Origin of the sequence: Flavobacterium sp. WG21 (genome assembly GCF_000335775.1) — a bacterium.
GTDB classification, from domain to species: Bacteria; Bacteroidota; Bacteroidia; order Flavobacteriales; family Flavobacteriaceae; genus Flavobacterium; species Flavobacterium tructae.
This window is the reverse complement of sequence record NZ_AMYW01000017.1, coordinates 55,721-81,892: the sequence shown is the minus strand read 5'-3', so window position 1 is coordinate 81,892 and position 26,172 is coordinate 55,721. Positions and strand designations below refer to the sequence as shown.

Genomic DNA, 26,172 nt, shown 5'->3' with positions numbered 1-26,172 from the left:
ATCGCTTTTTTAATCTTCTTTTATTTCCAGTGTAATTTTAAAGCAAAAGATGTTTTCTCGCCTTTGGTAATACTGAATGTTGAAATAGTTTGATTGTCGTTTTCGCCCTCGTGAATGATTACATTATCCTGAAGCGAAAGTTCTTTCATGAAGTTCATTTCAAAACTTTTTACTTCTTGTTTCAGGATTCTTTTCGGGTCGACGTGATCGAGACACCATTCCAGATACTTGACATTATTGACGTGATTTACGATATCCAGATCAGAGAGGTAAACTGTTTTTTCAAAAATAGCTTCTTTTTCGTGAGTGATATTTATTTTCGAAAACCCTTCTGTAGTAGCGCGTTTCTCCGGATACAATTCAAAATGTTCGTAAGGCAGGGCTAAAGCTTCCGGACGTCGTAATTGTGTATTAAAAACAGCCCAGTACGTTTCACATCCTACTATTTTTTTTCCGTTTGCGTGTATCTCTAAAGCACGAACGGAACGAGAATTTTCTAAACTGTTGATCCATGTGGTTACCGTAACAATATCTCGCCATTTTGGTAAAGCAGTAATTTCTACACGCATACGGCTTAAGACCCAGGCCTGATCAAATTCCTGCATATCCGTAAAGCTGATGCCTCCAATTTCAGAATGTGCAGCAGCTGTCAATTGCAGAATGTTGCATAAATCAGTGTACTTTAGAAAACCATTTGGTGTACATTGTGTAAAATTGATTTCCCAGTCTTTGCTTAGAATGGAAGTAAAATTAGGAGATATTGGCATTGCTGAATTTTAGATTTTAGATTGTTGATTTTAGATTGATTTAGAAAATAGAGTAAAGAATACAGAGAATGATTTTTACTTGAAAGAATTCTCTATATAATCTATAATTTCTTTTCTGTCTGTCGCGTAATCAAACCATTTGGTAGCTTCATTTCGTTTGAACCAGGTAAGTTGTCTTTTTGAGAAACGTCTGGTATTTTTCTTGATTTCTTCGATGGCAAATGGCAACGGGAATTCTCCGTCAAAATAACTAAATAATTCGCGATACCCGACTGTTTGAAGCGCATTTAACGTTTTGTTGGGATGCAAAGCTTTGGCTTCTTCCAATAATCCTTCATTCATCATCAGATCTACACGCTGATTGATGCGGTTGTAAATTACAGCTCTGTCGGCTTCTAAACCTATTAAAATCGGAATAAAGTTTCGATTGTTTTTCTTCTGATTTAAGAAAGAAGAGTAAGGCTTTTGTGTTCCAATACAGACCTCTGTAAAACGCATCATTCTTTGTGGATTCTGGAGTGTTTGCGGGTTTTCTACGGTGAGTTTTTGATAATAATCAGGATCCAGTTTTTGTAATTGCTCCTGCAGATAATTGATTCCTAGTTTTTCGTAGTTTGCGTTTATGTCAGAACGTATCTCAGGATCAATTTCCGGAAATTCATCGAATCCTTTTAAAATGGCATCAACATACAATCCTGAACCGCCAATCAATATAGCGAAATCATTTGTTGAGAATAACTCCTCTAGTTTTAAAAGCGCTTCTTTTTCGTAGTCACCAACAGTATAATTTTCGAAAATAGATTTATTCTGTATAAAATGATGTGTCGCTGATTGTAACTCTTCGGGAGTAGGAACTGCGGTACCAATTGTCATTTCTTTAAAAAACTGGCGACTGTCGCAGGAGATTATCTCACAATTAAAATGTTGTGCCAGAGCAATGCTTAAAGCTGTTTTGCCTATTGCTGTTGGTCCGACGATGGTAATTAGATATTTCATATTTTTTTAGTCTTAATGGTGGTAAAACCTTAGACTTGCAGGGTTAAACTTTTAATAAAAATGAGGTGGAGAAATTTTCGTTGAATTAATTGTTCGGCAATTTCGTTCCACATTCAAAGCAATATTGTGCATGATCAAAATGTACCTGTGCATTGCAATTTTTGCATGTTTTTTTGCTGCTTACGACACTGTTTTTTAGACTGCTTTTTGCAAATTCAGCAGTTACAATTCCAGTTGGAACAGCTATAATTCCGTAACCTAAAATCATGACAAAGGCAGCAATAAACTGACCGAGAGGAGTCTGTGGAGAAATATCGCCGTAACCTACTGTGGTTAAAGTAACAATAGTCCAATAAATACTCATGGGAATACTTGTAAAGCCGGATTCTTTACCTTCGACCAGATACATAATCGAACCGATTATGATGGTGCTGATCAATACGAAGTAAATAAAAACAAGGATTTTCTCTTTACTGGCTTCGATGGCTTCCCGAAGTTGAATAGACTGATGTGAAATTTGCGGAATATGCAGGATTTTAAACAATCTAAAGAAACGTAAGGCTCTTATTATGGAAAGGACACTTGCTCCAGGGAAAAATATTGATAAATACATTGGCAGAACTGCCATTAAATCAATAATTCCGTAAAAACTAAAAACATATCGGATTGGTTTTTGAATCGAAATTATTCGAAGTACATATTCAATGGTGAAAAATACGGTGATAATCCATTCGCAGATAATAAGCTGAGTATGGTATTTTTGATTGATTCCCTGAACGGTTTCCATCATAATCAAAATAACGCTTAGTAAGATCAATCCAAGCAGAACCAAATCAAACATTTTTCCAAAAAACGTATCTGTCCCGTAGAGGATGATTTTGACTTTTTCCCGGAAGATTTCGTATTTTGATTTTATTTTTTTCATCCTCACGAAGATAAGGAAAGTTTTGCAGTGTTAAAAATGAAGAACCTTTATTGATTTACTCTTTCGGAGGTAACTCTGAATAATGTTTTTCACATCGCGATTATGCTGCATCGGAATTAAAATATTTTTTAGAATCTCGATGTTTGTAATTTGATAATTTAGATCGTAAAAGGCATATCCTTTATAGAGGCCATTTTCAATTAAAATGGCGCTTCTTTCGTTGACATTTCGGCCTCTGTCCAGCAAAATCATGCTTTTATTTTCGAAACTGTTTTCTGCGATAAATTGTTGTACACGAGCATTGTAAACTTCAGGTGTTACTTCTTCAATACAGGCACCGTCACATTCTTTGATTTTATATTGAAAACACTCTTTTTTGGTTTGATAAAGTCCCGTTAGCTTTTGGCATAAATGATATTTTGACGTAAATCTGAACAGAGCATTTTTACCTTCCTGCAAAGTACCAAATGAGGTGATTTCTTTTTTACGACCGTCTGCTTTTTCAAGCTTTAAATTGATGTAACCATTAGTGTCTTTTTCTGCATATAAAGCATACTGAAAGATCGTTTTTCGTTGTGAACGATTATATTTTGGACGATTTATTTTTATTTCTTCACTTTCTTTTAGGAGTGCAATTAACTCGCTTCCCGTTTCATCATACGTGATGGTAAAAACTTCTGCCTGAATTTTTTTGCTTTTGGTGGTAATTCCTGTAAAATGTTGATTGACTCTTTTTTTGATGTTTTGGCTTTTTCCAATGTAGATTAGGGTTCCACCTTCATTATATATGTAATAAACACCGGTTTTAGCAGGCATTTGTGCCAGAATATCCAGAAATTTTGGAGCAATTCCTTTTTCTACTTCCAGTTTGATAAAATCTTTTACAATGGTTTTTTCCAGGTCTTTTTCCAGAAGCATTTTAAAGAGCTTGGTTGTTGCCATTGCATCTCCGCTGGCACGATGTCTGTCTGCCATTGGAATTCCAAGTGCTCGCACCAGTTTTCCTAAACTATAGGAAGGCTGATCCGGAATTAATTTTTTGGCAAGTTCGACTGTACAGAGGGTTCTGGCTTCAAAATTGTAACCTAAACGTCTGAATTCTGTGCGTAAAATTCGGTAATCAAAAGAAGCGTTGTGTGCTACAATTATACAATCTGTAGTGATTTCTATAATTCGTTTAGCAACTTCAAAAAACTTAGGAGCAGACCGCAACATAGCATTATTGATTCCGGTTAATTTCACCACGAAGGGCTGAATCGGAATTTCAGGATTGACAAGGCTAATGAACTGGTCAATTACCTCGTGGCCATCAAATTTGTAAATGGCTATTTCGGTAATTCCTTCTTCATTAAACTGGCCTCCAGTGGTTTCTATGTCTAGTATTGCGTACATTTTCAATGTCAATATCAATTTCAAAAATCAATGTCAATGCTAAAAATCAATATTAAAAATTGAAATTTGCAATTGCTATTGTAATTGTCATTGAAAAATTATCTTTTATTTATTATCATTTTTGATGAAATTGCGATAAGTTGTTCAACTTCAATTAGAAGTTTGTCCCTTTTGTTATTATCACCTTCTTTTATATAATCTAAAATTTTTAGCGAATTTCTGGATTCCTTCAGTTCTTTTACAACTAAAGAAAGTTTAAAATAAAATCTTTATCTGTAATTGAACCTTGTGCTTCTCCAAAATTCAGTGAAGCACTTCCGGATGATCTAATCAATTGATTTTTGTAATATTCATTTTCGAATAACTTCTCTAATTGTCTTGTAAAGAAAATACATTCTCCGGCAAAACGAACTAATCGATCCTCAAAATTGAATATTTTTTCCATTTATATGAATTGATTTTTGAAACTGTCATTGATATTGAGAACTTATCTTCCTCCAAAAATACTACTTCCAATGCGGACCATTGTACTGCCGCATTCAATTGCGAGTTGATAATCTCCGGACATTCCCATAGAGACAGTAGTCAGGTTGCAGTTTTCAGTTTTCAGTTCTTTTATGGAATCAAAAATAGATTTTAAATGTGTAAATTCCTTTTTAATTTGGCTTTGATCTTCTGTAAAAGTTGCCATTCCCATTAATCCCAAGATACGAATGTTTTTCAGTTCTTTGAATTCTGGTGAAGATAGTAATTCATTTAATTCGTTTTCGTCTAACCCAAATTTAGATTCTTCTTCGGCAATATATATTTGAAGCAGGCAATCAATAATTCGATCGTTTTTCAATGCTTGTTTATTGATTTCCTGCAACAGTTTTAAGCTGTCAACACCATGAATCAAACTTACAAAAGGCGCCATAAATTTGACTTTATTCGACTGTACATGACCAATCATGTGCCATTGAATGTCTTTTGGCATTTGTTCCCATTTTTCAGTCATTTCCTGAATTTTATTTTCTCCAAAAATGCGCTGACCGGCATCATATGCCTGCATTAAATCGGGAACCGGTTTTGTTTTAGAAACGGCAACTAAAGTTACATTTTCAGGTAAACCTGCCTTGATTGTATTTAAATTCGATGCTATCGACATGGTATTTCTTTTTTAGGAAAGGATAAATTGCTTGGAGATTTTCTCTGCTTTTTTACTTTCGCTATAATCATAAAAACCTTCACCTGATTTTACTCCTAACTTTCCGGCTCTAACCATATTCACTAATAGTGGGCAAGGGGCGTATTTTGGATTTTTGAAACCGTCGTACATTACATTTAAAATAGCAAGACAAACATCAAGACCAATAAAATCAGCTAATTGAAGAGGTCCCATTGGGTGTCCCATTCCTAATTTCATTACCGTGTCAATTTCGTAAACTCCGGCAACTTTGTTGTATAAGGTTTCGATAGCTTCGTTTAACATTGGCATTAAAATTCGATTGGCCACAAAACCAGGGTAATCGTTTACTTCAACAGGAACTTTACCTAATTTTACAGATAAGTCCATGATGGTTTTGGTAACTTCATCGCTGGTGTTGTATCCGCGGATAATTTCGACCAATTTCATAATCGGCACCGGATTCATAAAGTGCATTCCGATAACTCTTTCAGGATGTGCTACAACTGCTCCGATTTGAGTAATAGATATCGAAGAAGTATTCGTTGCCAGAATGGTGTTATGAGAACAAGCTTCGTTTAATTGTTTGAAAATATTAAGTTTTAACTCTACATTTTCAGTAGCAGCTTCAACTACTAAATCCACACCAACAACGCCGTCTTTAATATCAGTATACGTAATAATATTAGTGATCGTTTTGGTAACTTCTTCTTGAGTGATGGTTCCTTTAGAAAGCATTCGGTCTAAATTGGCAGCAATAGTTGCCATTCCTTTGTCTAATGATTTTTCAGAAACGTCAATTAGTTTTACGACAAAACCACTTTGTGCAAATGTATGAGCAATTCCGTTACCCATTGTTCCTGCACCAATTACAGCTATAGTTTTCATTTAAATTTGATATTATATTTATGATTTTAGCCACGAGTTCACAAATTAATTTATGAACTCGTGGCTAATTTATTTTTTAAAACTTCCAAATTATTTATCGAAACAATCAATTATCTGATAAGCCACTCGTAATGCATCTGTTGCCTGTTCCAGAGTTACAACCGGAGTTGTGTCTGTTTTTATAGCATTGGCAAATGATTCCAGCTCATCTAAAATTGCGTTATTTTGTTCTACATCAGGATTTGTAAAATAGATTTGCTTTTTTACACCTTCTGCATTTTGTAAAATCATATCAAAATCACCAGGAATTTCCGGAGCGTCTTTCATTCGAACCACTTCACATTTTTTCTCCAGAAAATCTACAGAAATGTAGGCATCCTTTTGAAAAAATCGTGTTTTACGCATGTTTTTCATCGAAATTCTGCTTGCGGTTAGATTAGCAACACATCCATTCTCAAATTCGATTCTGGCATTGGCAATATCCGGTGTTTCGCTAATTACAGAAACACCACTTGCATTGATGTTTTTTACTTTTGAGTTTACAACGCTCAAAATGGCATCAATATCATGAATCATTAAATCCAAAACAACAGGAACGTCTGTACCACGAGGATTGAACTCGGCGAGACGGTGCGTTTCTATAAACATTGGATTTTCGATCATGTTTTTTGTAGCAATGAACGCAGGGTTAAAACGTTCAACGTGACCTACCTGACCTTTTACATGGTGTTCTGCCGCCAAAGCAATGATTTCTTCGGCTTCTTCAACAGTATTGGCAATTGGTTTTTCTATAAAGATATGTTTTCCTGATTTGATGGCTACCTTAGCACATTTGTAGTGTGAAAGAGTTGGGGTCACAATGTCGATAACATCCACAGCGTGAATTAATTTTGCAATTGTGTTGAAGTTTTTATAGCCAAACTCTTTTGAGATTTTTTCGGCATTTTCCTGATTTTCGTCGTAAAATCCAACTAATTCGTATTGGTCAGATTGTTGTAATAAGCGTAAATGTATTTTACCAAGATGACCTGCACCTAAAACTCCTACTTTTAACATGAGAATGTATTTTAAACAAAAATATAATTTATTTGTTGAAAGTAAAAGTTTAGTTAGGACAAAGTCGAAATTATTTGAACAATTTTAAATGTATTTACAGACTTAACTTCTCTTTAAAGTTATTGGTTTGTCTTCGTGATATTTCTACTTTTACTTCTTTTGGAAGCTGTACGAGCAGATTACCACTAAACCAAGGGTCTATTTTGAGTATATATTCTATATTGATAATCTGGTTTCGATTGGCCCTAAAGAAATAATCATCAGGAAGTTTCTCTTCAATATGGTTTAATGATTTATTAAGTACCGCTTTCTCATCCTGAAAAAAGATTCGGGTGTAGTTGCCATCCACTTCAAACAGAAAGATATCGGCAATTTTTACAAGCCAGCATTTCTCGCCATCGCGAATAAAAATCTGATTGTTTAGCGTCAGTTTCTTATTGTTTTTTTCTTCTTTTTCAACTAGGTTTTGACTTACTTTTTCGATTGAATGTGCAAATCTTTTCGGATTTATAGGTTTTAGTAAATAATCTAAAGCATTGTATTCAAAAGATTTAATGGCGTACTCGTCAAAAGCCGTTGTGAAAATAGTAATGGGAACTTTGTCGAGCATTTCTAACAGTTCAAAACCATCTTTTTCTGGCATATTGATGTCTAAAAAAAGTAAATCCGGCTGCGTTTCCTGTATTAATTTAAAGCCTGAATCTACATTTTCTGCTTCTCCAATAATTTCAATTTCCGGATGATTTTTAATTAATTCTTTAAGCTCATTTCTGGCCAGACGGGAATCTTCAACAATAACAGCTTTTATTTTTTTCATACTTAAAGTATTGGAATTGTTATTTTTGCAATTACTTTATTTTCTATTTCCTGCAATTTAAAACGAGCTTTCTCGCCATAAATTAAATGCAGTCTTTTCTCGATATTTTTGATTCCTAATTGTGTAGAATCTTTTTCAATGGTAAGTACTCCTGTATTCGAAACTACAATGGTCAAATTGTTGTTTTCCATATTGGTTTCTAATGAAATTTGGCCTCCTTCTTTTAATTTTGCAATTCCATGTTTAACCGCATTTTCGATCAGCATTTGAATGATCATGGGAGGGATTTGCAGTTTTAAAGTATTCTGATCTATTTGAGAAGTAAAGTTCAAACGATCTTCCATTTGAATTTTTGAAATTTCAATGAAGTTTTCTACCATTTCAATTTCTTCTTCCAGCGCAATTGTTGTAATCTCGTTTTTGGTGAGGGAATATCGAAGCATTTCGGACAATCGAGTGATCATTTCTCTCGATTTTTCAGGATTTTCCAGAATTAATCCGCGAATATTATTTAAGCTGTTAAACATAAAATGCGGATTGATTTGCCCTTTTAAAGCATTCAGTTGAGAATCTTTTAAAGTGTTTTCAATTTCCATTCGGTCCATTTTATTATTCTTGATTTGCGAAGTTGTTTTGTAAATGGTGTACACAATTATCCAAAGAAAGAAAAGAAATCCCATCACAAAAATAAAGAAAATCTGTCTTTTGGCAGATTGAGACGGATGATCAAAAACTTCAGGGTTTTCATAAACATAATTGATCATAAGATAATTATATGCTGTTAGTATCCCAAAGAAAAAGAGAGCAGCTGAGAAAATTAAAAAAAGCATTTTAATAATTTCCCAAAGTTTAAAATCGTCCAGTTTTATGTACCGGTTATAAAAATATTTTAAAGCTATCGAAAGGAAAGTAAGCACGCAAACACTAAAAAAGTAGTCCAACAGGAGTTGCCAGTTTTTGTATTTCAATATGTTTAATTCCGGAATGATAATTTGAGGAATAAAAATTATTCCTGAGTAGATAGTCCATATAATGATCTGAACTAAAATGAAAACATGATCCTTTTTTTGAAACATTTTTATAAGTTATTTTACCTTCATCGGTGTATGGTATCCATAAATCATTCCTGCGATAAAAGAGACTACAAGGAGCAGGCAGATTACAACAACTATAGTCATTAGAATTTTTGCGGTTAATTTCATTAAGATAAAATTTTAAATAACAAATGGCTTATTTCAATAGTCAAAGCTATAATTATTTTGATCATAATTTTAAGTTTTAAAAACTTTGGCAATGTCAACATTGCCAAAGTTACATTTTAAATGATTAATTTTTTGGTTGAAAATCAGGATGTCCTACTTGCCATAGCGCAAAGCTTAAAACATCTGCAACTTCTTCATAAGATTTTGCTTTTGAAGCTCCGCCAAAGTGACCTGCTTCATAATCTACTTTTAATAAAGTTGGTTTTTTAGACGCATTTACCTCAAGCAATCGAGCGGCAAATTTAGCAGGTGACCAAACAATTATTCTAGGGTCATTGAATCCGGCAGTTGTTAAGGTTGCAGGATATTTAACATCGTCTTTTAATTGTAAATAAGAGTCCATTTCTATAAGAGCTTTGGCTTCATCTTCGATTTTCATAGTTCCAAATTCAGGTGTATTTGCAGGTCCGTTTGGTGCATTTTCGCCTCTAACGGTATTCATACTTCCTACTCCCGGAATGGCTACAGCATATAAATCGGGTCTTTCAGTAATGGCTCTTCCTACCAGAATTCCGCCGGCGCTTCTGCTGTAGATTGCCGTTTTTGTCGGATTTGTATACCCTTCTTTAATCATGTATTCGGTACAGGCAATTACGTCTTTCCATGTATTTGGTTTTGTGCTTTTTTGACCTTCTAAATGCCATTTTTCACCTAATTCTCCACCGCCTCTTACGTGAGCAACAGCAAGTATTCCGCCTCTTTCTACCCATAAAAGCAGACTAGGATTAAAAGTAGGAGACATAGACATTCCGTAGGCACCATAACCATAGAATAAAACAGGATTGTTTGCATCTTTTTTGATTCCTTTTTTATAAATAAGGGATAGTGGAACTTCGACACCATCATACGATTTTACCATTAATTCTTCAATTTCAAAATTTTCAAATTCCGGGTATTCAGTAATAGTAGAGAGTTCTTCTCTGATAAAATTATTTTTCTTTACATCGTATTTATAACGCTCTCCTTTGGTGGTCCAGCCTGTTGTTCGAACCCATAAGTCTGAAAATTTACTTCCTCTTGAAGTTAAAACAATAGTAGCAGATTTTTTTGGTGTTTTGATTTCACTGTGTTTTTTTCCTTCAAAATCAGTGAAGAATAGTTTACTTTCGATTCCGTTTTTTGTTTTGGTATAAAAAATCCCGTCTTTGGTAATCGTAATAGGGTTCAAATTGGCTTCTTTGTCTTCAGGGATCACCAGTGTTGCAGTTGCTAAATTTGGATTAGCCATACTGGTTTTTGTTACTTTAAATTTTGGAGCATTTAAACTTGTGAAAAAATAAATGTCTTTATCGCTGAAAGCAAAATTTTTAATTTCATCTTTTCTGTCCGTTAATAATTTCCAGCTAATTTTAGCACTTTTCAACTCTGAACCTTTGGCAATAAACACTTTCATGTTTGGATTTACAGAATAAGGCATCAGAAAAAGCATCTTACTGTCTACGTCATAACCCATAATAGGGATTTCTTCCTCTGCAATTTTTAATTCAGGATACATGGCCTTCGAAAAAATCACTTTATCCTTTGTAATGTCATTTCCTATAACGTGCAGTTTTGTAACGATATTCAATTGCGCTTTTGCATCATGAATATCGGCTGTTGGTGATTGTGAGTATAAAAATGATTTGTCATCGTCTAACCAATTGGCATTTCCAAATCTTAACTTATCGATTTTATCCGCCAAAATTTTATTGTCGGCTGTATTTATTAAAAACATTTCGCTCATTTCACCACCATTTTTGGAAATATTTACAGCAATTAGTTTTCCGCTCTTATTGGGAGAGAAAGAACTAATAGTAAAGATGTCTTTTGCTTCACCTTTTAGCGTTTGTGGGTCAAAGATTAACGTCTCTTTTCCTTTTAAACCAGCTCTTTTATACAGTTTTGCAACCTGATCTTTTGGAGTTGTTTTTTGATAAAAATAAGTACCATCTTCCATAATCTGCGTTCCGCTGATCGCCTCGGTAACTCTGTCATTTATAGAAGTCAACTCATCTATAAGAGTTTGTTTTCCCGGAATTGAGTTTAAAATATTGTTCGTATAATCTGCCTGAGCCTTTAACCAGCTTAAGGTTTGTTCATTTTTTAAATCCTCAAGGTTTCTGTATTTGTCTTCTACTGTAATTCCAAAATAAGTGTCTTTAGCAGGGACAGAGGGTGCTTTTTCGGGTTTGTTTTGTGCAAATAAATTTCCTGTCGAAATAACTCCTAGAGATAGAAAAGCGATCTTTTTAAGTGTATTGGTTTTCATGATTGATATTTTTTGATTGAAGATTAGATTAATTTAGTACGACTACAGTGATAAATTTATAAAGCGCAAATCCGATTATAAATCCGACGATAAATGATTTAACAATTTTGTAAACGTTTACTTCTTTTTGGGTTTCCATAATTTTTGGTTTTACTTATTGGTTAATTTTACTGATTGATTGATTGATTGATTGATTGATTGATTGATTGATTGATTGATTGATTGATTTTTTACAAGTGAATTAAAAAACTAATGAAATTGGTAATAAGTCCGATTGCAAAACCAATAGCTAATGGTTTTAGAGCTTCGGTCGGAGTTTTAAAATTTAATGTGTTCATAATTTTGGTTTTTAAATTATTATTTCCTGATTGATGTTTCAAAAGTAGCAACACATCAGCTGAAAATTTTTAAAAAAATGACGAACGGTTGATACAAGCATTTGAATGGTAAATGGTTCGGATAATATTAATTTGAAAGAAGTTTCTGAGTTGAAAACATTCTGCGTGAAAGCATTTAAAATTGATTTACTTTCCTATTTTTGCAAAAATAAAACCAATCCATTTTGAAAGATACTGCCAAACATCAAGGACTTCGCAATCAATTAGTAAGCACTTTAGAACAAAAAGGAATTACTGATAAAGCAGTTTTAGATGCGATAAAAAAAATCCCGAGACACCTTTTTTTAAATTCAAGTTTTGAAGATTATGCATATCAGGATAAGGCATTTCCTATAGGAGCAGGGCAAACTATTTCGCAACCTTATACAGTTGCTTTTCAATCGCAATTATTGGAGGTTAAAAAAGACCATAAGATTTTAGAAATTGGTACAGGATCGGGGTATCAAACAGCAGTTTTGTTTATGTTGGGAGCAAAAGTGTACAGTGTGGAAAGACAGAGTGAGTTGTTTAGAACAACTTCTAATTTGTTTCCAAAATTAAACATTCGCCCAAAACACTTGTCTTTTGGAGACGGTTATAAGGGGTTGCCAAGTTACGCGCCTTTTGATAGTATTATTGTTACTGCCGGAGCTCCGTTTATTCCGCAACCTTTAATGGCACAGCTTAAAATAGGAGGAAGACTTGTTATTCCGTTAGGAGAAGATGTTCAGATTATGACCCTATTGATTCGAAAGAATGAAACACAATTTGAAAAACATGAGTTTGGAGAATTTAGATTCGTTCCTTTATTAGAAGATAAAAATTAAAATAAAACCCACTAGCAATAGTGGGTTTTATTTTATTGGCCAATAATACTAATATAACGCTCCAGACTTTCTTTTTCGATTTTGGCGATGAAGAATAAAAAATCTTCTTTGTCTTTTTTTATTTGAGCGGTTTCCAGAGATTGGTAGTATTGCATTCTGTTTTCATAATCTCCTTTTATATTGGCGATCAGATAGCCTTTTTGCATTAAAATTAAATTCATGACTAATCTGGAGGTTCTGCCGTTTCCATCAATAAAAGGGTGAATTGTAACTAGTCTTTCGTGCATTTCAGCTGCAAGAATAACTGGATGTAGTTTATTTTTGTTGATTTCATACCAAATAAAGTATTCTTCCATTTCCTTTGCAACTAAAAAAGGCTGTGGAGGCATGTGACTGCTTCCCTGAATCATGACCTGTACTTTTCGATAACGGCCTGCATCTTCGGGAATTATACCTCTTAAAATTAAATTGTGGATAGATAAAAGATCGCGTTCATTTAAGCTGTTGTTCTTTTGCATTAAATCTTTGATAAAACCTATCGCTTCCTGATGATTAATGGTTTCAAGATGTTCTCTCATACTTTTTCCTGAAATGGTCAAACCTTCGTTAATGACCATATCGGTCTCACGAAGCGTCATGGTATTTCCTTCAATACGATTGCTTTCAAAAGTATATTCGAGCTCAAGTGCCTGACTAATTTTATAACTATCAAACTGTCTGTAAGTATCTAGTTTTTCTTTTAAAACATCTATTTCACTAAGGATTTTTTCTAAAGTGGTTGATAATTTTAATTTAGAGACTGTTTTATTGTATTTGATTTCTTTCTCTGCAACTTCAAGCGCTTTTAAAGCAAATTCATCATCACCAATTTCATAGAGAATTTTTTCTTTCAGCCATGCGATCATTAAAGTCTCATAGTCAATTTCTAGAAGTTGAGATAGCTTAACAATTTGATCTTTGGTTGGTTTCCTTGCCCCACTTTCAAATTTGCTTATTAGAGCCTGATCGATGCCAAGCAGTTGTGCTACTTCACGGGTTTTTAGACCTTTTTGTTCTCTTGCATTTTTAAGGAGCGATTTCATTTTTACTTCATTTAAATTGTCTTGACAAATTTAGTCATAAATTTAGTAAAAAAAAAGCAATATCAAAATATTGCTTTTTAAAATACTATTTAAGAGGAATTGAACCGTTCTTTTTTTATTTTTTTTACCACTGCTACCATAAATTGTATCAACGGTTTGACCAAGGTCGGTACCATATTCTGATTTGGTAGTACCTGTCCAGATTAGTTTACTACTTTTCTTAAGGTTAAATTGTTTATAGTAAAAATAACAATAAAATAGTAATAAACACTTGTTTAGTAGTGATTTGGAAAGATATTCTATTTAGTTGTATGCTTTTTTGATTCGGTCTAAATCGCGTTTGGTATCCTGTTCTTTCAGAGATTCGCGTTTGTCGTAGTTTTTCTTTCCTTTACAGAGACCTATTTGTAGTTTGGCAAGTCCTTTTTCGTTGGTAAATAATTTCAATGGGACAATAGTAAGTCCTTTGGCCTGAACATTTTTATGCAACGTTTTAAGCTCCTTTTTGTTCAAAAGTAATTTTCTTTCACTTCTGGATTTATGATTGAATTGATTCCCAAAAGAATACTCTTCGATATAGGTATTAATGGCAAAGAGTTCCATGTTGTTAAATTCACAAAAGCTTTCAGTAATATTAGCTTTACCTAGACGTATGGATTTAATTTCGGTTCCCGACAAAACAATTCCCGCTGTGTAAGTGTCGATTATTTCATAATCAAAACGGGCTCTTTTATTAAGTATATTGACTGTTTTTAACATAGTGTACAAATGTAAAACAAAAATGAAAAACTTTAATAAAATCTGAAAGAATTAAAGTTTTTTTTTAATCTATGATTTTGATCATACCCAAAGAAAATGCTTACATATAAGTTTGTTGAATAATTTTAAACATACTAAAACATGAAAAAAATTTTAACATTAGTAAGTATTGCATTTATTGGCTTGACCGCAAAAGCTCAGGAAACAAATCAGGGTTTAAAAGGAACCTGGTTTGCAACATCACAATTTGGTTATCAGCAAACTAAAACGGGCGACGTTAAAAATACAAATCTTTCTGTATTGCCAATTGTGGGGACATTTGTAACGCCTTCTGTTGCAGTAGGAGCAGGGTTTGGTATTATTAACATAAAAGCTGATGCAAAAGCAGGAACCGTAGCAAAAACAGATTTGCTTGTTATTCAGCCGTTGGCTAGAAAATACTGGAATGTAGCGGGTTCGCTATATTTCTTCGGACAGATAGCAGCTCCTATTATCACAGGAAAAGAGAAAGAAAGTGATTTGAAGATTAGCCAATATGGCTTATCAGTTTCAGGAGGGTTTGATTATTTTATTAGTAAAAATTTCTCGGTTGAGTTTTCATACGATCTGGCAAACTTTACGTCTACGACATTAGATCCAAAAAATGGTGAGAAAACCACAGTAACCAATTTTGGACTGGCACATGTTGCAAATGTTGATCCTTTTTACAATACAGCTTTGGCAGGAAGCAGACCAAATTTGACTTCTCCGCTTTCTTTTGGGTTTAAATTTCTTTTCTAAACAAACGACGGAAATTGATGTAAATTAATTTACTAGTTTTGTAAAAAAAAGGAAGACCGTGCTTTTTGAAAGTACGGTCTTTTTAATAAGATTATTTAAAAGTATAAAATGCAAAATCAATCGAAAGATCCTTTACACGGTATAACGTTTCAAAAAATTGTAGAAGCATTAGTGGAATACTATGGTTTTGATACTCTGGCGGAATTAATTCCGATAAAGTGCTTTATTTCAAATCCAAGTGTAAAATCAAGCTTGACTTTTTTAAGAAAAACCGACTGGGCACGTAAAAAAGTGGAAGATTTGTATGTAAAATCACTGCCTAAATTGGTGAAGTAATTTATAATTTATAAGAAATCATAACACCTCCACGGTATGGAAGCCATTCGCCGCTTTTGTTCCAGTTTGGTGCTTTTTCATATCTTCCTGGAGTTCCATCGTTGTAATAACCGTGGTAAAAACCTTGGTGCCAGCCACCTCCTGCAAAAATATCCAGTAAAAATTTATCATTTAGTTTAATGTTATACCCAACAGTAACCCCTAAACGATAACCAAAACCGTCTTCGTAATGGTTAGACCCCCAGTAGTTCCATTTTTGAATTTGATAAATATCTGGTCCTGCATGGCCACCCACATAAAAACCTTTATAGTTTTCTTTAAAATGATAACGAAGTTCAGGTGTTAATGTGTAGAGTTTCATTGGGCTATGTCCGTTAAAAGAGTCCCAAAATGACGCCATTACGTCAACACTAAAAGTTAAATTTTTTCCAATACTGGTTTCAACTCCAACATTTGGCACTGCCAATAAAGCGGTTGCAGCATTAAACTTGATAAAAGTCTGACTTTGAGACTGAATCGAAAAGAAAAGAACAAGGGCAATAAATATTTTTTTCATAAAAAGGGCTTTCGTGATGTCGAAATAAGCTCTTTTTTCTTATTTCGATTGCAAATATAACGCAAACCAATAGTTACTATTATCCAGAACCATTAATTTAACAGGAATATTTTTTTTCAAAAAAAGCTATTGCTTTTTATTACTTAATAATGAGTAGATTACGCTATCGATGAATTTGCCGTCATAAAATTCACATTCTTTAAAATGGCCTTCTTTTACAAAGCCACACTTTTGTAATACTTTCTCAGAGGCATAATTTTCAGGGTCAATTACTGCTTCAATCGAATGTAATTTTAATTCTTCAAAACCATAAGTGATCAATCCGTTTACTGATTCCGGGATGATTCCTTTTCCGTGAAATTCCGGTAGTAAAATATATCCAATTTCAGCACGATGATGCTCTGGCTGCATTCTGTAATAGCCAATGATTCCTAATAATTTAGGGTTGTCTTTTAGCGTAATTCCCCAATTGATTCCTTCATTTGCGACAATTTTGTCTTCAATCATCTTAATATGTGCTAGGGCATCTTCAGAATCTTTAACTAAGGGACGAGGGATGAATTTCATCGTTTCGGGATTTGAACGCAATTCGAAAACTTCATTAACGTCGTCATTTGTGATTCTTCGTAAAAGCAAACGTTCTGTTTCGATTACAGGGAAGGGAGTAAAATTAAATTCCAGCATTTTTTTGTAGATTATAATATTGAGATACTAAATTTTGAATTAAAGTTTTGATTAGCTTCGAGAACTAAAACTCCTTCTTTTTCGAATAAATTTCCCGAATTTTCAGCAGTGTCAGAGTATCCAAGCCAGGGTTCAATACAAATAAAAGGAGCTTGTGGTTTTGTCCAGATTCCTAAACTCGGAAAATCTTCAAAATCAACTTTGACATAGGGCTTGGAGTTTTGAAGAAGCGTTAGCGATTTTGATTCCAGGGTTTTAAAAATTAATGCATCGTTTTCGAATAATTGATAGTCAAACGGAATTAATCCATTTTCATTTTTCAAGGTTTCTGTTTGATTAGAAATCAAATCATTCTCTAAGAGATAATATTTTAAAACTTCTTGTTTTTCGAATTGGAAAGCATAATTTTTAAAATCTCCCGGTAATGCTATCGCAGGGTGAGCTCCGATCGAAAATGGCATTTTGCTTTTTCCTGTGTTGATTACTTTATATTCAATATTCAAAGTTGTGTTTTCAACACTGTAAATAAGCTGTAGTTCAAATTCAAAAGGATATTTTTCTAATGTTTCGGCATTTGATTTTAAAGAGAAGATTGCTGTATTTTCGGTCTTTTCGATCAATTCAAAGTTCATATCACGTGCAAAACCGTGTCTTGGTAGCTGGTATGCTTTTTCGTCGATTGTATAAGTATTGTTTTTAAGGGTTCCTACAATCGGAAAAAGTACCGGAGAATGTTTGCCCCAAAAGTCAGGATTGCCCTCCCAGATGTATTCTTTATTTTGATTGTCTTTTAATGAAAATAATTCTGCTCCGGAATGTTTTATTGAGACGCTTATCGCTGAATTGTTGATAGTTGTGTTCAAAGTGTTTGAAATTGAAAAAGATTACTGATATACTGATGTAAATATATTTTATAAATTTTGTTTTTTTAGGAAAATGGCTTAAAATATTTTTTGCATAAAATTTTGCTAAAATTGAATTTACGTTTTATAATTTCTCTGTAAATAGCTTTTTTTTTCATTAATTTGCTACATAAACAGCTAAAAATTATGAAAAAACAATCCTCAAAAGCCTTATTAACCATGGCTTTGTTTGTTGGAGTTTCTTCTGTCTGGGCACAGCAAACACCTCCTGCAACAGTAGTAAATCCTGTTAACAATTACGATTACCACGATGCGTTTGGACCAAATTTCTATACCAAAAATGGAACACCAACGCGCTCTGCAAACGGTCAGCCGGGAGTTGAATATTGGCAAAACAGAGCCGATTATCAGATTACGGCAAAATTAAACGGAACTACGAATGAAATTACTGGTACAGATGAAATTACCTATACCAATAATAGTCCGGAAAAAATGTCTTTTGTATGGTTGAATTTAGATCAGAATTTATTCAAAAATGATTCAAGAGGGAACGCGGTGGTGCCACTTTCAGGAAGCCGTAATGGTGCTCAGGGACAGGTTTTTGATGGAGGAAACAAAATTAAATCGGTTAAAGTAATTTCAGGTGGAAAGAAAAAGACTGAAATTGAAGCAAAATATATAGTTACAGATACCAGAATGCAGATATTTCTTCCCGAAACATTAGCATCAAAAGGGGGAGCTGTAAAAATTAAAATTGAGTTTTCGTTCGTTGCACCTTTTGAAGGATCGGACAGAATGGGAGTTTTGGAAACTAAAAACGGTAAAATTTTTACGATTGCGCAATGGTATCCGCGTATGTGTGTGTACGATGACGTAAAAGGATGGAATACTGCCCCTTACTTGGGTGCATCAGAGTTTTATTTAGAATATGGAAATTTTGATGTAAAGTTAACGGTGCCTGCAAATCATTATGTTGTAGGATCAGGAGAATTGATAAACGGCGCAGAAGTATTACCGGCAGAACAGCTTAAACGCTATAAAGAAGCAGGTCAAAGCGATAAAACCGTAACAATTCGTTCTGCTGAAGAAGTTGCTGCTACGGCAAATTCAAAAACAACAGGAGAGAAAACATGGCATTATCAAATAAAAAATGCTCGTGACTTTTCATGGGCTTCTTCGGCAGCTTTTGTTTTAGACGGTGCCAAAATTAATCTGCCTAGTGGTAAAAAAGCACTGGCTTTATCAGCTTATCCGGTAGAAAGTGGCGGAAATGAAGCTTACGGACGTTCCACTGAATATGTAAAAGCATCGATTGAGCACTATTCTAAAAAATGGTTCGAATATCCTTATCCGGTAGCCACAAACGTTGCAGGAAACGAAGGTGGAATGGAATATCCGGGAATTGTTTTTTGCAGCTGGGAGTCAAAAGGACAAGATTTATGGGGGGTAACTGATCATGAATTTGGGCATATTTGGTTTCCTATGATTGTAGGTTCAAACGAAAGATTATTCGCCTGGATGGATGAAGGATTTAATACTTTTATTAATTCATTAAGTACTGAGGAATTTAATAAAGGTGAATATAAAGAGGCGCCATCGAATTTGCATAAATTAGCAGAGCCATTCACGAGACCGGATCTGGAAACGATAATGAGTTCTCCTGATAATATGAAAGAGGCTAATATTGGGATGCTGTGTTATTTTAAGCCAAGTTCTGGTTTGGTAATTTTAAGAGAGCAGATTTTAGGAAAAGAGCGTTTTGATCTTGCTTTCCGTACTTACATAGAGCGTTGGGCTTATAAACATCCTCAGCCGGATGATTTCTTCCGATCAATGGAAAATGTTGCAGGTGAAGATTTAAGCTGGTTCTGGAGAAGTTGGTTTGTAAACAATTGGCGCTTTAATCAGGGGATCAATTCAATTAAGTACATAAAAAATGATCCGTCAAAAGGAGTTGCAATCACAGTTGAAAATTTTGATAAAATGCCTATGCCGGTTATTTTAGATGTGAAAACAAAAAGTGGGAAAGTGACAAGAGTTAAATTGCCTGTTGAAGTATGGCAACGTAACAATGTTTGGACGTTTAAACACAATTCTACTGAAGAAATAGAAAGTATCACGCTTGATCCGGATAATGTTTTTCCAGACAATAATCAAGCTAATAATGTTTGGACAGCCGGTAACGGTAAAATAGAAAAAGATGTAGTTTTAGATGGTTATTTAGGAACCTATTCGACTTCAAAAGCTCCTTTGAAAATTGATTTTACAGAAAAGAATAATGTATTGAATGTTCTAATAACAAATTATCCGAAGTTTACGGTTAAGGCGGTAGAAAATGAAAAAGATGTCTTTCAATCAGCTGAAGCTGGACTAAAGTTCAAATTTAATGAGGCTAAAACAGGTTTTGATATGATTATTTTGAGCAATGGTAATGCAATACCGTTTACTAAAAATTAAAAGATAAAAAAGTAAATACTTAAGAACCCGATAGTTATTTTGAACTATCGGGTTTTTTATGGGCCAATATTAACATTCTGAAAAAAAAATGTTAGAATTTTATTTTTTTGTTTTGTAAATAAAAAAATAGTGTACTTTTGCAGTCGATGAATAAAATAAGTTTACATATAACTTCTTTGTCACGGACAAACTCAGCTGTAACTTCTCCCGAAGTACGGACACTATCTCTATAGTATCCACAGAGTTTTTCGCCGCGTATTTATTTATATTCATTTTTCATTTTGAAATCACATCATTTGTCCATTGGACAAACATATCCTAAAAGTATATATTATTTTTTAAATTTTCTTAATCAAGTTTTTGATTTTGAGAATGTTACTTCTATTTTGCTTATTTTTATTGGATTGAATTCAGGATTTCAAACTAAACAATACGTTTTAATTTTTAACTCTAACTTCAACTATTGAAATGAAAATCTCTATTGTTGTTACTCAGGAAGAACACTTCAAATTCGCACAGGAAATTTGCGATACAATAGAATCATCAGCCTTATTAAGAGGCACCGGGATTGCTAAAAGAACTCCTGAATATATTCAGAAAAAAATGTCAAATGGTGATGCGATGATTGCTTTGGCAGACGGAAAATTTGCAGGTTTTTGTTACATCGAAAGTTGGGAGCACGGAAAGTTTGTTGCTCATTCCGGCTTAATTGTGCATCCGGATTACAGAAGTTTAGGCTTAGCCAAAAAAATCAAGTCAAAAGTTTTCGATTACTCTCTGGAAAGATATCCTGATGCCAAGATATTTGGTATTACAACAGGTTTGGCTGTTATGAAAATAAATTCTGACTTAGGATATAAACCTGTACCTTTTTCTGAACTGACTACCGATCCAAGTTTTTGGGCTGGCTGTAAAACCTGCACGAATTACGAAATTTTAAAAAGCAAAGAAAACAAAATGTGTCTTTGTACAGGGATGTTGCATGACCCGAAAGACAAACAAAAAGATCCGCCAAAACACCCATTTAACGTAGCCGTTTTAAGCAGATTGAAAAAAATCAAACAAGCTTTGTTCCTGAATAAAACATTGTTTTTCGGGTTCTTATCTTAAAAATTAAACTAAAAATTAGAATCTCAAACTTGCTAAATACGAAAGTATTGGCCTAAATTATAAAAAATGAAAAAAGTTGTATTAGCTTATAGTGGAGGATTAGATACCTCGTATTGTTTGAAATATTTAAAAAATGAAAAAGGATACGAAGTTCATACGGTTCTGGTAGATACAGGAGGATTTGATGAAGAAGAATTGTCAGCTATCGAAAAGAGAGCGTATGAGTTAGGAAGTGCACAACACGCAAACCTAACAATTGTAGACAAATATTATGACAAAGCTATAAAATATTTGATTTTCGGAAATGTGTTAAAAAACAACACCTATCCGTTATCAGTGAGTGCTGAACGTGTTTTTCAGGCAATTGAAGCGATCAAATATGCTAAAAAAGTTGGAGCAAGTGCGATTGCACACGGAAGTACAGGTGCAGGAAATGATCAAATCCGTTTCGATTTGATTTTCCAGACTATTGCTCCTGAAATTGAAATCATTACTCCAATTAGAGATTTAAAACTTTCAAGACAAGAAGAAGTAGATTATTTATCTAAAAATGGAGTACATTATTCTTGGGAGAAAGCACAATATTCAATCAATAAAGGACTTTGGGGAACTAGTGTGGGAGGTAAAGAAACCTTAACATCAAGTGAGCCTTTGCCAAGTGAAGCTTATCCTTCGCAATTGCAAAAAGAAGGAGAAGAAAAAGTGACTTTGCATTTTGAGCAGGGAGAATTAGTAGCCTTAAACGGTAAAAAAGATGTTCCTGAAAAAAATATTGTCAAACTTGAAAAGCTGGCAAATGCTTATGCTATCGGGAGAGATATTCACGTAGGTGATACCATTATCGGGATTAAAGGAAGAGTTGGTTTTGAAGCTGCCGCGCCGTTAATTATCATCAAAGCTCACCATTTACTGGAGAAACATACACTTGGTAAATGGCAGCAATACTGGAAAGAACAATTAGGAAACTGGTACGGAATGTTATTTCACGAAGGGCAGTTTTTAGATCCGGTAATGCGTAATATCGAAACCTTCTTGCAGGATACTCAAAAAACAGTGAACGGAACCGTAACAGTTTCATTAAAACCCTATCATTTTTCGCTTGACGGAATTGAATCAAAAAATGATTTAATGAATACAGGTTTTGGTCAGTATGGAGAAATGAATAATGCGTGGACATCTGACGATGCAAAAGGATTTATTAAGATTTTAGGTAATGCTCAAAACATATTTTCATCTGTAAACCATTTAGATCATGATTAATATTGGAATAATTGGTGGCTCAGGCTATACAGCCGGAGAGCTCATCAGAATCTTAATGAATCATCCCAAAGTAAACATCGATTTTGTTTACAGTACAACCAATTCGGGAAAACCGCTTTCTGTGGCACATCAGGATTTGATGGGAGATATCGAAATGAACTTTACAGATGTGGTTAATCCGAATGTAAATGTGGTGTTTCTATGTCTTGGTCACGGGAAATCTATTTCGTTTTTGAAAGAGAATCAGTTTGCAAGCCACACGAAAATCATAGATCTGGGAAATGATTTCAGATTGAACAAAGATGCCCATTTTGAAGGAAAGGATTTTGTTTATGGTCTTCCGGAATTGAATAAATCAGCGATCAAAAAGGCAAATTATATTGCAAATCCTGGTTGTTTTGCTACAGCGATCCAATTGGCTTTGCTGCCTTTGGCAAATAGTGATCTGTTGCTTAATGATGTACATATTAATGCAACTACCGGAAGTACCGGAGCCGGAGTGGGACTTTCAGAAACGTCTCATTTTAGCTGGAGAAACAACAATATGTCACATTACAAAGCTTTCGAACACCAGCATTTGGGAGAAATTGGAGAAAGTTTGGTTCAGTTACAAGATGATTTTGAAAGTGAATTACTTTTTATTCCAAATAGAGGAGATTTTCCAAGAGGAATTTTTGCCACACTTTATACTATTTCCGATGAAAGTCTGGAGCAGACGGTATCCAGATACGAAGAATTCTATAAAAATGAGCCTTTTGTGACGGTGACAACGACAAACATCAATATGAAACAAGTCGTTCAAACTAACAAATGTATCATTAGTTTAATGAAAAAAGGAAACCGGATTCTGATCACCTCAATTATTGATAATTTAACCAAAGGTGCTTCGGGACAAGCCATTCAAAACATGAATTTAATGTTCGGATTAGAAGAAACCACCGGTTTAAAATTGAAACCAAGCGGATTTTAGTAAAAATTTATTTCAAGTTTCAGGTTTCACGTTCTATACGTAACTTGAGATTTGAAACTCAAATCAAGTTCAGGTTTAAGTTCCAGGTTTAACGTTTAGCGAGCAACCTGAAACCTGAAACCTGAAACAAAATAAACAAAAAAACATGAACTTATTCAACGTTTACCCATTATACGACATCACTCCAGTTAAAGCTATAGATTGTACAATTGTAGATGACAAAGGAGTAGAATACTTAGATTTATACAGCGGACATGGTGTAATTTCGATTGGCCATACACAACCGGATTATGTAGCTAAATTAAAAGATCAATTAGATCACTTAGGATTTTATTCTAACGCAATTCAGAATCCATTACAGGTAGAACTGGCTCAAAAATTAGGAAAGTTATCAGGATTAGAAGATTATGAATTGTTTTTATGCAGTTCAGGTGCTGAAGCTAACGAAAATGCTTTGAAATTAGCCTCTTTTCATAACGGAAAATCAAGAGTTGTAGCTTTTGATAATTCTTTTCACGGAAGAACCTCTGCGGCAGTTGCGGTTACCGATAATAAAAAAATTGTAGCACCAATAAATGCGCAGCAGGAAGTTACTTTTTTACCCTTAGATCAAATCGAATTAGTTGAAGCAGAACTTGCAAAAGGTGATGTTACAGCAGTAATTATTGAAGGAATTCAGGGAGTAGGAGGTTTAGACGAGGGAACAAGTGAATTTTTTCAGGCCTTGGAAAAAGCCTGTAAAAAGCACGATGTGGTTTTGATTTTAGACGAAGTACAGTCAGGATATGGAAGAAGCGGAAAATTTTTTGCCTTCCAACATCACGGAATCAACGCTGATATTATTTCGGTTGCCAAAGGAATGGGGAATGGTTTTCCGGTTGGAGCTATTTTAATCTCTCCAAAATTTGAAGCAAGTTTCGGATTGTTGGGAACTACTTTTGGAGGTAGTCATTTATCATGTGCTGCCGGAATTGCAGTGCTGGATGTAATTGAAAAATTGGATTTACAGAAGAATGTAAACGAAGTTTCGGCTTATTTTTTAGAAAAAATTAAAGAAGTTGAAGGAATTAAAAAAGTAAAAGGAAAAGGTTTGATGCTTGGAGTAGAGTTTGATTTTGATGTAGCAGCTTTAAGGAAAAAACTAATCATCGAAAAACATATTTTCACCGGAAGTGCCAACAATAAAAATCTGTTGAGAATTCTTCCTCCATTAACAGTGAAGAAATCAGATATTGATACTTTCATTGCAGCTTTAAAAGAAAGTCTGGAAGAACTTAAAAATTAAAGGTTACCCATATACATAATACTGTTGATTCGTTTAATTGGTTAAACGATTAAACGAATTAACGGCTAACCAATTAAACCAAAAAAATGAACCCATTATCAATTGAAAAACGTAATCTGGTTTTGCATGCTATGGCGCAGCTGGTCGAGCAGGAGCGGAACCAGATTATCTTAACCAATCAGGAAGATCTTGCTGATTACGACGGCTCAGATTTAGCGATGGAAGAACGCCTGAAAGTAGATGATAAAAAAGTCGACGAGATGATTTTATCTCTCAATCAACTGGCTTCGCAAGAAGATCCGGTTGGAGTAGAGCGTTTTCATTTTGTTCATGATAATGGCATAAAAGTGATTAACAAAACGGCCGCTTTCGGGACGATCTTAATCATTTACGAATCCCGCCCCGATGTTACAATTGAAGCTGGGGGAATAGCTTTTAAATCCGGAAATAAGATTTTATTGAAAGGTGGAAAAGAAGCTTTAAAATCGAATTTGAAAATTGTGAGTCTATGGCATCAGGCTTTAGAAAAAAACGGAGTATCAAAGGACTGGGTAGAATATTTGAATTATAATCGTACAGAAACTCAGGCTTTTTTAGAAAAACCAACTCAAAAAGTAGATTTAATTGTTCCCAGAGGAGGAGAAAAGTTAATTGAGTTTGTAAAAGCACACGCCAGCTGCCCGGTTATTGTAAGCGGACGAGGAAATAATTTTGTTTACGTTCATGAAAAGGCAGATACGGATTTGGCTTTAAAAATCATTATAAATGCCAAAACCTCTAAAATCTCAGCGTGTAATGCAGTTGATAAGGTTTTAATAGATTCGAAGCTACCCAATTTTGAAGGATTTACAGCTATTTTAATTGAAGAATTAAAACAGTATAAAGTAGAAGTAATTGTAGATGAATCTCTAAAAAGCTTTGAGGATACAACAACACTTCAAAACGAAGACATTTGGTACGAAGAATTCCTGGATTATAAAATAGTAATCGGAAGCATCGATTCTGAAGATAATGCAATCGAAAAAATAAATAAATATTGCGGAGGACACTCGGCGGTAATTATTACAAGAGATAATAAGGCAGCACAGGAGTTTATGGATGCCGTGGATACTGCAGCCGTTTATCAAAATGCTTCAACACGTTTTACAGATGGAGGTCAGTTTGGTCTGGGTGGAGAATTAGCGATAAGTACCGATAAATTGCATCAGCGAGGCCCTATCGGACTTCAGCATCTCGTAACCAATAAATGGTACGTGTACGGAGAAGGGCAAATTAGATAATTAGACTTCTTAGAATTTTAGATTTTAAAC

The 26,172-nt window shown here is 34.1% G+C and carries 25 protein-coding genes; 9 read left to right on the top strand and 16 right to left on the bottom strand.

Features of this window, described 5'->3' with window-relative positions:
• Positions 1–20: 20 nt before the first annotated feature.
• The 11 genes from C245_RS0113475 to C245_RS0113425 form a co-directional block, all read right to left on the bottom strand.
• Complete coding sequence (locus C245_RS0113475; protein WP_017497126.1) at positions 21–767, bottom strand: acyl-[acyl-carrier-protein] thioesterase; 747 nt, start codon at positions 765–767, stop codon at positions 21–23.
• Positions 768–842: 75 nt separating this feature from the next.
• Positions 843–1,763 (bottom strand): tRNA (adenosine(37)-N6)-dimethylallyltransferase MiaA, encoded by a 921-nt coding sequence (gene miaA, locus C245_RS0113470; protein ID WP_017497125.1) that lies wholly within the window; start codon positions 1,761–1,763, stop codon positions 843–845.
• An 85-nt stretch (positions 1,764–1,848) separates the two neighbouring features.
• The gene (locus tag C245_RS0113465) at positions 1,849–2,688 is read right to left on the bottom strand and encodes an ion transporter (RefSeq protein WP_017497124.1); all 840 of its coding nucleotides are present in this window, start codon (positions 2,686–2,688) and stop codon (positions 1,849–1,851) included.
• 30 nt (positions 2,689–2,718) lie between these two features.
• Positions 2,719–4,080 (bottom strand): exonuclease domain-containing protein, encoded by a 1,362-nt coding sequence (locus tag C245_RS0113460; RefSeq protein ID WP_017497123.1) that lies wholly within the window; start codon positions 4,078–4,080, stop codon positions 2,719–2,721.
• 244 nt (positions 4,081–4,324) lie between these two features.
• Entirely contained in the window at positions 4,325–4,525 is a 201-nt protein-coding gene (locus C245_RS24655; RefSeq protein WP_017497122.1) for a four helix bundle protein, read from the bottom strand.
• Positions 4,526–4,567: 42 nt separating this feature from the next.
• Positions 4,568–5,227: a YggS family pyridoxal phosphate-dependent enzyme gene (locus C245_RS0113450; RefSeq protein ID WP_017497121.1), complete on the bottom strand. Its 660-nt coding sequence runs from the start codon at positions 5,225–5,227 to the stop codon at positions 4,568–4,570.
• A gap of 12 nt (positions 5,228–5,239) precedes the next feature.
• A complete protein-coding gene (locus tag C245_RS0113445) occupies positions 5,240–6,133 on the bottom strand; it encodes a 3-hydroxyacyl-CoA dehydrogenase family protein (RefSeq protein WP_017497120.1) in 894 nt (297 codons plus the stop codon).
• Positions 6,134–6,223: 90 nt separating this feature from the next.
• Positions 6,224–7,189, bottom strand: coding sequence for a Gfo/Idh/MocA family protein (locus C245_RS0113440; protein WP_017497119.1), 966 nt, complete (start codon positions 7,187–7,189; stop codon positions 6,224–6,226).
• Positions 7,190–7,283: 94 nt separating this feature from the next.
• Entirely contained in the window at positions 7,284–8,006 is a 723-nt protein-coding gene (locus tag C245_RS0113435) for a LytTR family DNA-binding domain-containing protein (RefSeq protein WP_017497118.1), read from the bottom strand.
• Between the two features lie 2 nt (positions 8,007–8,008).
• Positions 8,009–9,082: a sensor histidine kinase gene (locus C245_RS0113430; RefSeq protein ID WP_017497117.1), complete on the bottom strand. Its 1,074-nt coding sequence runs from the start codon at positions 9,080–9,082 to the stop codon at positions 8,009–8,011.
• A gap of 250 nt (positions 9,083–9,332) precedes the next feature.
• Positions 9,333–11,516: a prolyl oligopeptidase family serine peptidase gene (locus C245_RS0113425; protein ID WP_017497116.1), complete on the bottom strand. Its 2,184-nt coding sequence runs from the start codon at positions 11,514–11,516 to the stop codon at positions 9,333–9,335.
• Between the two features lie 562 nt (positions 11,517–12,078).
• Between C245_RS0113425 and C245_RS0113410 the strand changes: the two genes are divergently transcribed.
• Positions 12,079–12,720: a protein-L-isoaspartate(D-aspartate) O-methyltransferase gene (locus C245_RS0113410; RefSeq protein ID WP_017497113.1), complete on the top strand. Its 642-nt coding sequence runs from the start codon at positions 12,079–12,081 to the stop codon at positions 12,718–12,720.
• Between the two features lie 32 nt (positions 12,721–12,752).
• Here the strand turns inward: C245_RS0113410 and C245_RS0113405 are convergent, their stop codons facing one another.
• Both C245_RS0113405 and smpB read right to left on the bottom strand, forming a co-directional pair.
• Positions 12,753–13,802 carry a Fic family protein gene (locus C245_RS0113405; RefSeq protein WP_017497112.1) on the bottom strand — a complete coding sequence of 350 codons (1,050 nt, stop codon included), beginning with the start codon at positions 13,800–13,802 and terminating at the stop codon, positions 12,753–12,755.
• A gap of 303 nt (positions 13,803–14,105) precedes the next feature.
• Positions 14,106–14,561: an SsrA-binding protein SmpB gene (gene smpB, locus C245_RS0113400; RefSeq protein WP_017497111.1), complete on the bottom strand. Its 456-nt coding sequence runs from the start codon at positions 14,559–14,561 to the stop codon at positions 14,106–14,108.
• 141 nt (positions 14,562–14,702) lie between these two features.
• On the opposite strand from smpB, the gene C245_RS0113395 reads away from it, so the two are divergent.
• The gene (locus C245_RS0113395; protein WP_017497110.1) at positions 14,703–15,341 is read left to right on the top strand and encodes an outer membrane beta-barrel protein; all 639 of its coding nucleotides are present in this window, start codon (positions 14,703–14,705) and stop codon (positions 15,339–15,341) included.
• A 108-nt stretch (positions 15,342–15,449) separates the two neighbouring features.
• Positions 15,450–15,677 carry a VF530 family DNA-binding protein gene (locus C245_RS0113390; protein WP_017497109.1) on the top strand — a complete coding sequence of 76 codons (228 nt, stop codon included), beginning with the start codon at positions 15,450–15,452 and terminating at the stop codon, positions 15,675–15,677.
• 1 nt (position 15,678) lies between these two features.
• On the opposite strand, the gene C245_RS0113385 is transcribed toward C245_RS0113390, so the two are convergent.
• The 3 genes from C245_RS0113385 to C245_RS0113375 all read right to left on the bottom strand — a co-directional run bounded on the left by C245_RS0113385 (position 15,679) and on the right by C245_RS0113375 (position 17,780).
• Positions 15,679–16,233 carry a DUF3575 domain-containing protein gene (locus tag C245_RS0113385; RefSeq protein ID WP_017497108.1) on the bottom strand — a complete coding sequence of 185 codons (555 nt, stop codon included), beginning with the start codon at positions 16,231–16,233 and terminating at the stop codon, positions 15,679–15,681.
• Positions 16,234–16,359: 126 nt separating this feature from the next.
• A complete protein-coding gene (locus C245_RS0113380) occupies positions 16,360–16,917 on the bottom strand; it encodes a GNAT family N-acetyltransferase (RefSeq protein WP_017497107.1) in 558 nt (185 codons plus the stop codon).
• A gap of 11 nt (positions 16,918–16,928) precedes the next feature.
• A complete protein-coding gene (locus tag C245_RS0113375) occupies positions 16,929–17,780 on the bottom strand; it encodes an aldose 1-epimerase family protein (protein WP_017497106.1) in 852 nt (283 codons plus the stop codon).
• Between the two features lie 186 nt (positions 17,781–17,966).
• Here C245_RS0113375 and C245_RS0113370 point away from each other — a divergent pair, with 186 nt between their 5' ends.
• The 6 genes from C245_RS0113370 (at position 17,967) to C245_RS0113340 (ending at position 26,142) form a co-directional block, all read left to right on the top strand.
• Positions 17,967–20,237: a M1 family metallopeptidase gene (locus C245_RS0113370; RefSeq protein WP_017497105.1), complete on the top strand. Its 2,271-nt coding sequence runs from the start codon at positions 17,967–17,969 to the stop codon at positions 20,235–20,237.
• Between the two features lie 468 nt (positions 20,238–20,705).
• Positions 20,706–21,347 (top strand): GNAT family N-acetyltransferase, encoded by a 642-nt coding sequence (locus tag C245_RS0113360; RefSeq protein WP_017497103.1) that lies wholly within the window; start codon positions 20,706–20,708, stop codon positions 21,345–21,347.
• Between the two features lie 66 nt (positions 21,348–21,413).
• Positions 21,414–22,607, top strand: coding sequence for an argininosuccinate synthase (locus tag C245_RS0113355; protein WP_017497102.1), 1,194 nt, complete (start codon positions 21,414–21,416; stop codon positions 22,605–22,607).
• The gene (argC, locus tag C245_RS0113350) at positions 22,600–23,577 is read left to right on the top strand and encodes an N-acetyl-gamma-glutamyl-phosphate reductase (RefSeq protein ID WP_017497101.1); all 978 of its coding nucleotides are present in this window, start codon (positions 22,600–22,602) and stop codon (positions 23,575–23,577) included. Before C245_RS0113355 ends, argC begins: the two co-directional genes overlap by 8 nt.
• Before the next feature lie 145 nt (positions 23,578–23,722).
• Positions 23,723–24,862: an aspartate aminotransferase family protein gene (locus C245_RS0113345; protein WP_017497100.1), complete on the top strand. Its 1,140-nt coding sequence runs from the start codon at positions 23,723–23,725 to the stop codon at positions 24,860–24,862.
• Positions 24,863–24,948: 86 nt separating this feature from the next.
• Positions 24,949–26,142: a glutamate-5-semialdehyde dehydrogenase gene (locus tag C245_RS0113340; RefSeq protein ID WP_026110053.1), complete on the top strand. Its 1,194-nt coding sequence runs from the start codon at positions 24,949–24,951 to the stop codon at positions 26,140–26,142.
• Positions 26,143–26,172 lie beyond the last annotated feature (30 nt).